Annotated in this window: 7 protein-coding genes and 1 tRNA gene; 3 read left to right on the top strand and 5 right to left on the bottom strand. The window is 66.2% G+C overall.

Annotated elements, in window-relative coordinates; genetic code table 11:
- Positions 1 to 2,000, bottom strand: a 2,000-nt coding sequence (locus DYI24_RS19325) for an MG2 domain-containing protein (protein ID WP_246701307.1), incomplete at its 3' end; no start/stop codon positions are given.
- Positions 2,001 to 2,296: 296 nt separating this feature from the next.
- Here DYI24_RS19325 and DYI24_RS19320 point away from each other — a divergent pair.
- Positions 2,297 to 2,373, top strand: a tRNA-Arg gene (locus DYI24_RS19320).
- A gap of 599 nt (positions 2,374 to 2,972) precedes the next feature.
- On the opposite strand, the gene DYI24_RS19315 is transcribed toward DYI24_RS19320, so the two are convergent.
- Positions 2,973 to 3,422 carry a translation initiation factor 2 gene (locus tag DYI24_RS19315; protein WP_164573458.1) on the bottom strand — a complete coding sequence of 150 codons (450 nt, stop codon included), beginning with the start codon at positions 3,420 to 3,422 and terminating at the stop codon, positions 2,973 to 2,975.
- 241 nt (positions 3,423 to 3,663) lie between these two features.
- On the opposite strand from DYI24_RS19315, the gene DYI24_RS19310 reads away from it, so the two are divergent.
- Positions 3,664 to 4,017 carry a hypothetical protein gene (locus DYI24_RS19310; RefSeq protein WP_119018581.1) on the top strand — a complete coding sequence of 118 codons (354 nt, stop codon included), beginning with the start codon at positions 3,664 to 3,666 and terminating at the stop codon, positions 4,015 to 4,017.
- On the opposite strand, the gene DYI24_RS19305 is transcribed toward DYI24_RS19310, so the two are convergent.
- Positions 4,018 to 4,497 carry a threonine/serine exporter family protein gene (locus DYI24_RS19305; RefSeq protein WP_012496005.1) on the bottom strand — a complete coding sequence of 160 codons (480 nt, stop codon included), beginning with the start codon at positions 4,495 to 4,497 and terminating at the stop codon, positions 4,018 to 4,020.
- Positions 4,494 to 4,826 carry a threonine/serine exporter family protein gene (locus DYI24_RS28375; protein WP_349627800.1) on the bottom strand — a complete coding sequence of 111 codons (333 nt, stop codon included), beginning with the start codon at positions 4,824 to 4,826 and terminating at the stop codon, positions 4,494 to 4,496. The genes DYI24_RS19305 and DYI24_RS28375 overlap by 4 nt, the downstream gene beginning before the upstream one ends.
- Positions 4,827 to 5,224: 398 nt before the next feature.
- On the opposite strand from DYI24_RS28375, the gene DYI24_RS19295 reads away from it, so the two are divergent.
- Positions 5,225 to 5,566 carry a hypothetical protein gene (locus DYI24_RS19295; protein ID WP_107346591.1) on the top strand — a complete coding sequence of 114 codons (342 nt, stop codon included), beginning with the start codon at positions 5,225 to 5,227 and terminating at the stop codon, positions 5,564 to 5,566.
- A 48-nt stretch (positions 5,567 to 5,614) separates the two neighbouring features.
- Here the strand turns inward: DYI24_RS19295 and DYI24_RS19290 are convergent, their stop codons facing one another.
- A complete protein-coding gene (locus DYI24_RS19290; protein ID WP_107344532.1) occupies positions 5,615 to 6,073 on the bottom strand; it encodes an FKBP-type peptidyl-prolyl cis-trans isomerase in 459 nt (152 codons plus the stop codon).
- Positions 6,074 to 6,126 lie beyond the last annotated feature (53 nt).

Below are 6,126 nucleotides of genomic sequence, written 5' to 3'. Positions count from 1 at the left end.
TAGCCCGGCCGCCCTTCGGCCGGCGCTACCAGCAACTCGCCCTCAACCTGTAGCGCCGAGGCCGGCGCGCCGTACAGGAAATGGCCGTCGACCTTAAGTTCCATAGGAGCATCAGCTTTGATCGCCTTGTCCTTGGTGGAAATGTCGAATTCGATCCGGTCGGGAACATAGTCTTCGACCATGAAGGTGGTTTCGCCGACGCTGGCGCCCTTCGGATCGGTGAACGCGCGCACCCGCCAGGTGCCGGTCGGCACCGCCGAGTTGAGCGCGACATCGAGGCTGCGGCCGCCGGCGCCCTGATCGGACAGCACGGCGCGGCGGTATTCGACGCCATCCGGGCGCTCCACCACCAGCGTCATCGGGCTGGCCGTCATCGCCACGCCCTGCCCGTCGCGCAGCAGCGCCGTGAGGTGCACGGTCTCGCCGGAGCGGTACACGCCGCGCTCGGCATAGACGAAGGCGTCGGCGCCGGCCGGCACCGCACGCCCGGCGACACCGCGGTCGGACAGGTCGAAGGCGCTGGTCTTCAGGCTGAGGAACGCATAGTCGGCTTTGTCGCTGGACGCGGTCAGCAGCGCCGGCGACAGCCCGCCCTCGCCCCGCGCCAGGCCGGCTGCGAACAGCACGTGGCCGGAGGCGTCGGTCTTGCGGGTGGCCAGCACCTCGTTGTTGCGCGCGATCAGCCGCACCTCGGTATTGGCAAGCGGATCGGTCGAGGCCAGCGAATTGACGAAGACGTGGACGCCGTCATTGCCGGAGAACGCGGTCAGGCCGAGATCGGAAACGATGAACCACTGGGTGGCGAGCTGGCCGTCGTCGTCGGAATTGGCGGTCGGCCCCTTCGGCGCCGCCGTCATCACGTAGACGCCGGGCTGCAGATCGCCGAGCACCTGATCGACCGGGAACGCGGTGGTGACGTCGGCATTCAGCGCCGCGGTCGCGGTGTCGAGCTCGCCCGACCACACCTTGGCGCCGCGCTCGTTGCCGAGGTCGCTGAGCTGGTAGCGGCTCAGCGTCCGCTGGAAGTCGCTGTCGACCACGGTGTTGATCAGGTTGCGGTCGCCGATCCGGAACACCTGCACGGCCACGGTCGGGGTGTTGACGCTGACCAGCGGAATGCCGCGCTGGCCGGTGCGCGGCAGCACGTAGGCGCGGCCGGTGAAGCGCACCAGCGGCTTGCGGTCGCGGACATAGACGTTGAACTCGGCCGACTTCGCCAGCGCCTCCTTCACGTTCGACGGCAGGCCGGCGCGCAGATTGATGTTGTAGCGCTCGCCATGCTTCAGCCCCTCGACGCAGAGCTGGCGCTCCTCGGCGCTGATCGCCGGCTTGTCGGTGCCCGCCAGCGTCACATAGGGCGCGAAGTCGGTGCGCTTGGCGAGCTCCTCGGAGAACTGGAAGCAGACCCGCGGCGACGCCGAATCGGAGTCCACAGTGTAATCGCGCTGCCGGAAGCCATGCTCGGCGCGCAGCTTCTCGTATTGGCCGCGGATGTCGGCGACCTCGCGCAGCTCCAGCGAAATCCGCAAGGCATCCAGCGCCGGCCGCCACAGGCTGCGGTCGGCCATCGCCCGGCCGAGCAGCGCCAGCGCGTCGGCCTCCTCGCCCGGGCTCTTGGCGCGCTGGTAGGCGATATAGGCCGCGGTGGTCGCGCGCTCGCGCAGGAAGGTCTGTTCGGAACTGGTGGCGGCCTTGATCTGCAGCACAGTGCGGGCCAGCCGCAGCCAATTGTCGCCGTCGGACGGATCGAGCGCCGCGATCTGTCCCAGCGTCTGCAGGCCGCCGCGGTAGTCGCCGCGCTTGAACGCGGCGTCGGCGTCGCTGCGCAGCACTGCGGCCGGCTTATTGGTGGCCGCCGCCTCGCTCTTGATCTGGGCTTCGAGCTTGATCGCGGCGTCCGCCAGCTCGTCGCGCTGGAACGCCTTGTCGGCCGCCTGTGCCGATGCGAGCCCGAGCGCCAATCCGGCGCAAAGCGTGAGGGCGCGAACCAGACCGATCATGCTTGAACTCCCTTGCCGCGAACGAGCGCCGCGTTAGACCCTAGCGCGTTAGACTGACGTCATGCCGTGACGAAGATGACGCCGTGATGGCTGCGGGCGGACGCAAGGCCGCCGGTTTCGCCATCCATCTTCCGCCCTTGCCGGCCGCCGGCCGGCTCGAGACTCACATCCTCGCCCGCGCGCGCGCCGAAAACAACGCGCCGCATGCGTTGGACGCAGGATGGCGGCAAATGGTTCGGGGCGGTTGTGGCGGAAGCGGATTTTTTGTATCCGGTGGTGCTATAAAGCCCCCCAACGGTCCCATAGCTCAACTGGATAGAGTAGCGGATTTCTACTCCGCGGGTTGCAGGTTCGAATCCTGCTGGGATCGCCAGAGCTTATGTAGCCGTTGTAATTGCAATATTTCGCGCGGCGTTTGGCGGCAGGCAGTATTTTTATCCCGCCTCTATTGCGAATGATCGTGGTTCACCAAGAGAGGACGGTCCGCCGACGCGAAAAGATGTCTTATCGGCCTGACGACTTCGCCTCCATCCGACGGCTTGCGACAAATTTCCGTCATGCTATCGAAAAGTGTCCCCGATCATTACTTCCGATCACATTTGCGGACTTTCCGCACGGATCGTGTGGCGATACGGCGCTGCTGGTCGGCATGTATTTAGACGCGCATGGCCATGACGGCTTCTTTTACGTCGTCGGATTTCGTGAAGATCAATCCCATGCGTGGCTTCAACGACATAGTATTGTCGTTGATATCACCGCCGATCAGTTCGACGACCAACCGAGCGGCGTTATCGTCTCCGCTGACTCACTGTGGCACCGTACTTTCCGAAAAGAGAGTAAGCACCCGTTAGACTTGGATTCATACGACTCCAAGACTAGGCACATGCTTACCACAGCCTACCTCCATATTGTCTCAATGATGACATCCGCTTGAACAGCAATGCGTGCAGCATCTTGAGTCGTCACCTTTGATCAACTCACCGGCACGCGCGGCTTGCGATGATGCCGGACCGCCGGGACCCTCGGCGGCGGTGGCGTGACCGGCTGCAGCGTTACGACGACTGGGTTCGGCTTGTGATCCATCGCGGCGCCGGTGGCGGCGTCGACGCCCATGCCGACGACGCCGCCGAGCAGCAGATTGCCGGCAAAGCCGGCGCCGCCGCTGCCGGAGACTTCACGGGTCAGCGGGATGATCTGCGGTTCAAAACCTTCCTTGCTGAGGCTGACGGTGATGTCGGCGTTGCGGTTGACCTCGACCACGCACGGCGTGACGCAGGAAAACGGCGCCTCGGTGCCGGACACATCGGCCTTGGCGCCCGACGGCGTGGTCGCGATCGAAATGTTCTCCGTGGTGCCGCGCGTCACCGACGCACACCCCGACAGCAGCAACGCGGCCAGCACCGCGCCTCCCAATGACCGCATCGCAATCCCTCTGATACCGATGCCTCCAGAGCACTGTGTTCGAGGGGGATTTCAAGCGGCGGCGGGCCGCCAAAGCCGCAACTGAGACGCAGGGACAAAGCTATCTGCAGAATGTCCCCATGCGGCGCGATCGGCGTCCGGCGGCGGTCCGGTTCGCCGATGATGCCGCGCCGACGACGCGGCAGCGGCCCGGCGGCCGAATCGGGTACCGATCTGACGACCGGCAAGCATTCGAGATCGCGTGGACCAGTCCCAAGCCCGAGCCATTCTGCATCTGAAAGCGGAGATCGTCCGGGTCCGCTCGTTCGGCCAGTCGCACCTCTACAAGTTCTGGGCCTTCAAGGTCGACGAGATCAGCGATCCGGTGTGGACCGATGGCGCGGCGACCACCTCCACGGTGTGGCTGACCACCGATTACGGGCTGCTCGACGGGACCGGCTACCGGGACCGCCGCAAATTCCGCATCGATCCCGGCGGCCGGGTGTCGCTGATCCAGGCCAGCAGCCATGACGGCAGCATCGTCGAGGGCCGCAATGCCGGACGGCTGGCGAGCGGCGTGGCGCGCTCGGTGGCCTGGCCCGGCACCGGGCGCTGATCAGAACTGCCGGCTCTTCAACAGATACGCCGGGATCGCCAGCCCCGCCCCGATCGCGCCGACGATCGACAGCACCCGCACGAACGCCTGCGAGGCCGCGACGATCTGCGCGGTCGAGGAGCCGGTGGTGTCGGCGGCGACCGCCATATAGCCGAGCATCGCCTGGCCGAAGAACGCGCCCGGCACCATCGGAATGCAGCCGGCCAGCGCCACCGCGTTGCAGGCCGGGCCGAGCCAGCGCAGCGCCAGGATCGCAGTGAACGAGGTGACGAACGCCGCCGCGAAGGTCGCGGCCTCCAGGCTGCCGCCGGTCTGCTGCACCACGGTGCGGACCGCCAGCGCCAGGGCACCGGCGACCGCGCACCAGGCGAGCGTGCGCCAGCCAAAATTGAACAGCACGCCGAAGCCGGCCGCCGCCAGCGCGCCGAACGCCGCCTGATGCGCCAGATACGGCAGCATCGCGATCCAGGTCGCGCTCATGTGTGGATCCTCAGCACGAATTCGGCCAGCCACAGCCCGGTGACGGCGAACACCATGATCATGATCACGGTGACGGCGCGGGCGCTGCCCATGGTCGGATAGCCGTCCATCACGTCGGTCTGGGCGTTGGTGGACGGCACGCCCGGCACCAGCAGCAGGATCGACGCCATCATCGCCAGCTCAGTGGTCGAGCTGCCGATCAGCCGCGCGCCGAGGCCGCCGAGCGCCGCCGAGATGCAGCCGACGATCGCCGCGACCACGAACACGTTGAAGCGGCGGCCGAGCAGCAAATGACGAACGCCCTGCCCGATGCTCGCCGCGGCCAGCACCGGCCCCCTCGACGCCGGGCGCCTCCGCGGCCATCCGCGCGCCTTCGTGCACCACGCGCACCGACGCCCCGCTCTGCGCCAACACCGCGCCGGCCTGCAGCGCGACGTGTGAGATCCGCGCCAGCGAATACGGATGGATCGGTTCGAGGTCTGCAGGATCTGGCTGAATCATCGTCATGGTCGGTGGCTATACAGATTGAAGTGGGGCGAAAGCAGGATTGGTCGGACAGCTGCGCTACATGGATACTAACCGCTTAACTAATCGCGGTCGCATATTACCATTTGCGCTTGATCAGTGACGGGTTAACGCCGTTGGCGTTGAACGCTTCCAATTCCGCAATGCAGGTCTATGCTCATCGCGGTCTCGGCCGCTGCTTATTCGAGGAATGGGGTTGAAGATGAAGTTACCGACATTGATCGTCGCCTGCATCGCCGCCGCTGTGGTGGTGTTCGGCGTCCGCAATTTCAAAGCAGAGCCCAACCCGAACGAGGCGACCGAACAGGCGGCAGCCAGTGCGGCTGCAGTCCCGGTCAGCCCGATCAAGACGCTGACTTCGACCTCCTGCCCGTCCGACGGCTGCCCGATCTCTTGCGAAGACGACGACACCCTGCTGTCGGCGTTTTGCGTCAGCGGCACCAAGGCCCGCTTCGCCGACACGCTCAAGCTTGCAAGCGGCAAGCTGACCGCGACCTGCGGCATGGGTGCCAGCAGCATCCTGGCTTATTGCGGCCGGCAGTAACCGCGGCAACGACGGCCCGGCGCAGGCCGGGCCATCGCATCATCGGCCTTACTTGAGGCCGAGCAATTCCACATCGAAGATCAGGGTCGCGTTCGGCGGGATCACGCCGCCAGCGCCGCGCGCGCCATAGCCGAGCTCCGGCGGAATGATCAGCGTGCGCTTGCCGCCGACCTTCATGCTGGCAACACCCTCGTCCCAGCCCTTGATCACCCGGCCCATGCCGATCGGAAACTCGAACGGCTCGTTGCGGTCGACCGAGGAATCGAATTTGCGGGTCTTGGCGCCGTTCTCGTACAGCCAGCCGGTGTAGTGCATCACGCAGATCTGGCCGCGCGCCGGCGACGCGCCGGTGCCGACCTGGGTGTCCACGATCTGGAGGCCCGACGGCGTGGTGACGGCTTTGACGGATTCGGACATGGCGGGGGTGCTCGACATCAGGGCCGCGGCGGGAGACAGCGCAACGACGGCCAAAGCCAGCACAGCGCCGGCGGGGAAAGCGAAACGCATCGGATTGTCCTTTGGGAAGATCGACGTCGGTCGCGGTGAGGCCCGGTTGTAGC

Source organism: Rhodopseudomonas sp. BR0C11, from assembly GCF_010820945.1.
In the GTDB taxonomy this organism is placed as follows: Bacteria; Pseudomonadota; Alphaproteobacteria; order Rhizobiales; family Xanthobacteraceae; genus Rhodopseudomonas; species Rhodopseudomonas palustris_H.
The sequence above is the reverse complement of the archived record's forward strand: the minus strand, read 5'-3'. Positions and strand labels throughout refer to the sequence as shown.

Excerpts from the sequence above, each read along its gene's own strand:
- DYI24_RS19315 (WP_164573458.1), bottom strand. The coding sequence starts at position 3,422 with ATGCGGTCATTGGGAGGCGCGGTGCTGGCCGCGTTGCTGCTGTCGGGG.
- DYI24_RS19305 (WP_012496005.1), bottom strand. The coding sequence starts at position 4,497 with ATGAGCGCGACCTGGATCGCGATGCTGCCGTATCTGGCGCATCAGGCG.
- DYI24_RS19295 (WP_107346591.1), top strand. The coding sequence starts at position 5,225 with ATGAAGTTACCGACATTGATCGTCGCCTGCATCGCCGCCGCTGTGGTG.
- DYI24_RS19290 (WP_107344532.1), bottom strand. The coding sequence starts at position 6,073 with ATGCGTTTCGCTTTCCCCGCCGGCGCTGTGCTGGCTTTGGCCGTCGTT.